1 tRNA gene and 2 rRNA genes (1 of these 3 running past the window's edge) are annotated in these 3,327 nt (G+C 55.8%); all 3 read right to left on the bottom strand.

The features are described from left to right. Window positions 1-2 precede the first annotated feature (2 nt). A tRNA-Met gene (locus tag D5084_RS09260) sits at window positions 3-79 on the bottom strand. 174 nt (window positions 80-253) lie between these two features. Beyond that, window positions 254-368 (bottom strand): 5S ribosomal RNA (gene rrf, locus D5084_RS09255). Window positions 369-525: 157 nt separating this feature from the next. Next, window positions 526-3,327, bottom strand: a 23S ribosomal RNA gene (locus tag D5084_RS09250); it runs 50 nt beyond the window's last position.

Raw genomic sequence — 3,327 nt, 5'->3', positions numbered from 1 at the left:
TTTGGTTGCGGGGGCAGGATTTGAACCTGCGGCCTTCAGGTTATGAGCCTGACGAGCTACCGGGCTGCTCCACCCCGCGACGTTTTTTTTTGCAGATGTACCGCTGCAGCCCGGTATCTTTGCGTTTGTTCGTCCTGGAAGGCGGGGCCTTCTGCGGGCGAACGGGGCAGCTTCACCCCGCGGCAGGGATGTTCCGCGCGTTGGGGGGCGTGGAACCTGTATTGTCATCGTGGAGTGAGGTGTCTCTTTTCAGGTCTGGCGGTGACCTACTCTCCCACGTCTTGAGACGCAGTACCATTGGCGTTGGCGCACTTATCGGCCGAGTTCGGGATGGGATCGGGAGTTTTACACCTGCTATGACCACCAGACCGGAGAAGAGACCGGGCGGGCCCGGTCTCTTGTCCGTCCCGGGCTTGACCCGGGACCTCGAGGAGCGAGGCCGCCCAAACATCAGTGTTGTTCCAGGTTTCGTGTTCTACGTGCTTCTGACGATCCGAACGGCAAGTTGCCTTGCTGTTACCGGATCAGATCAAGCCAATCGGGCAATTAGTACCAGTCAGCTGAACGCATTGCTGCGCTTACACCTCTGGCCTATCGACGTGGTGGTCTTCCACGGCCCTCAAGGGAGACCTTGTTTTGAAGGGGGCTTCCCGCTTAGATGCCTTCAGCGGTTATCCTGTCCGCTCATAGCTACCCAGCACTGCCGTTGGCACGACAACTGGTCCACCAGTGGAGCGTTCAACCCGGTCCTCTCGTACTAGGGTCAACTCTTCTCAAGTCTCCTGCACCCACGGCAGATAGGGACCGAACTGTCTCACGACGTTCTAAACCCAGCTCACGTACCTCTTTAAATGGCGAACAGCCATACCCTTGGGACCTGCTCCAGCCCCAGGATGAGATGAGCCGACATCGAGGTGCCAAACGATGCCGTCGATATGGACTCTTGGGCATCATCAGCCTGTTATCCCCAGAGTACCTTTTATCCGTTGAGCGATGGCCCTCCCACTTGGGACCACCGGATCACTATGACCGACTTTCGTCTCTGCTCGACTTGTCAGTCTCGCAGTCAGGCTGGCTTCTGCCATTGCACTCAACGACCGATTTCCGACCGGTCTGAGCCAACCATCGCGCGCCTCCGTTACTGTTTGGGAGGCGACCGCCCCAGTCAAACTCCCCACCATGCAGGGTCCCGGACCCGGATTACGGGCCGCGGTTAGATATCAAGATGGCGAAGGGTGGTATCTCAAGGGCGGCTCCACGAGAACTGGCGTCCCCGCTTCGATGCCTACCACCTATCCTGCACATCACAATCCTGATACCAGTGCAAAGCTGGAGTAAAGGTTCATGGGGTCTTTCCGTCTAACCGCGGGTAGTCTGCATCTTGACAGACAGTTCAATTTCGCTGAGTCCACGTTAGAGACAGCGGGGAGATCGTTACGCCATTCGTGCAGGTCGGAACTTACCCGACAAGGAATTTCGCTACCTTAGGACCGTTATAGTTACGGCCGCCGTTTACTGGGACTTCAATTCAGAGCTTGCACCCCTCCTCTTAATCTTCCAGCACCGGGCAGGCGTCAGACTGTATACGTCGCCTTACGGCTTCGCACAGCCCTGTGTTTTAAGTAAACAGTCGCCACCCCCTGGTTTGTGCCCCCCACACATGCTTGCGCACATATGGGGCTCCCTTCTCGCGAACTTACGGGAGCATTTTGCCGAGTTCCTTTAACGTGGTTCTCTCAAGCGCCTTGGTATGCTCTACCAGTCCACCTGTGTCGGTTTAGGGTACGGTCTGATGTGGGGCTATTTCCTGGAACCGCTCAGCAGCCCGGTCAATCCGATAAGACCGAACTACACCTGCGATCCGTCACATCCCACTGGCCCAGGAATATTAACCTGGTTCCCATCGACTACGCCTTTCGGCCTCGCCTTAGGGGCCGGCTTACCCTGCTCAGATTAGCTTTAAGCAGGAACCCTTGGACTTTCGGCGACAGGGTTTCTCACCCTGTTTGTCGCTACTCATGTCAACATTCTCGCTTCCGATCTCTCCACCGGATGCCTTACGGCCCGGCTTCACAGAAAGCTCTCCATGTTGGTCACCGTCATGGTGCGCAATGAATGCACACCCTACGGATACAACATGATGAGCTATATCACGGAACGCTCCGCTACCACGCACATCGCTGTGCATCCTGAGCTTCGGCTCGTGGCTTGAGCCCCGTTACATCTTCGCCGCAGGACAGCTTGTCTAGACCAGTGAGCTGTTACGCTATCTTTAAATGATGGCTGCTTCTAAGCCAACATCCTGGTTGTTTTGGCCGTCCCACATGCTTTCCCACTTAGCCACGAATTAGGGGCCTTAGCTGCAGGTCAGGGTTGTTTCCCTCTTCACGATGGACGTTAGCACCCACCGTGTGTCTCCCGGATAGTACTCCACGGTATTCGGAGTTTGCTTAGACTCAGTAAGGCTGTGGGCCCCCATCATCCATGCAGTGCTCTACCCCCGTGGGTATTCGTCCGAGGCGCTACCTAAATAGCTTTCGCGGAGAACCAGCTATCTCCAGGTTTGATTAGCCTTTCACCCCTAGCCACAAGTCATCCAGACCCTTTTCAACGGGTGTTGGTTCGGACCTCCAGTTGGTGTTACCCAACCTTCATCCTGCTCATGGCTAGATCACCTGGTTTCGGGTCTGATCCCACGAACTCATGCGCCCTTTTAAGACTCGCTTTCGCTGCGCCTACACCTACCGGCTTAAGCTTGCTCGTAAGACCAAGTCGTTGACCCATTATACAAAAGGTACGCCGTCACCTCTCAAGGAGGCTCCGACTGCTTGTAGGCGTCCGGTTTCAGGTACTGTTTCACTCCCCTCGTCGGGGTGCTTTTCACCTTTCCCTCACGGTACTGGTTCGCTATCGGTCAGCAAGGAGTACTTAGCCTTCGGGGGTGGTCCCCCGATCTTCAGACAGGATTACACGTGTCCCGCCCTACTTGATACGTCCCTTGGTCCTTCGCATACGGGGCTGTCACCCATGTCGCTGGCCTTTCCAGACCATTCTGCTCAGACTTCCAGGCTCGGCTGGTCCGCGTTCGCTCGCCACTACTGACGGAGTCTCTGTTGATTTCCTTTCCTCCGGGTACTTAGATGTTTCAGTTCCCCGGGTTTGCCCTTAAACCCCTATGTATTCAGGGTAAAAGTACCTGTCTCACCCAGCTATAAGCTGCCGAAGCAATTATAGCGGAATGTCAGGTGGGTTTCCCCATTCGGAGATCCATGGATCAAAGCCTATTCCCGGCTCCCCATGGCTTAACGCAGGGTATCACGTCCTTCA

Source organism: Tabrizicola thermarum (assembly GCF_003574395.1).
GTDB lineage: Bacteria > Pseudomonadota > Alphaproteobacteria > Rhodobacterales > Rhodobacteraceae > Tabrizicola > Tabrizicola thermarum.
The sequence above is the reverse complement of the archived record's forward strand: the minus strand, read 5'-3'. Positions and strand labels throughout refer to the sequence as shown.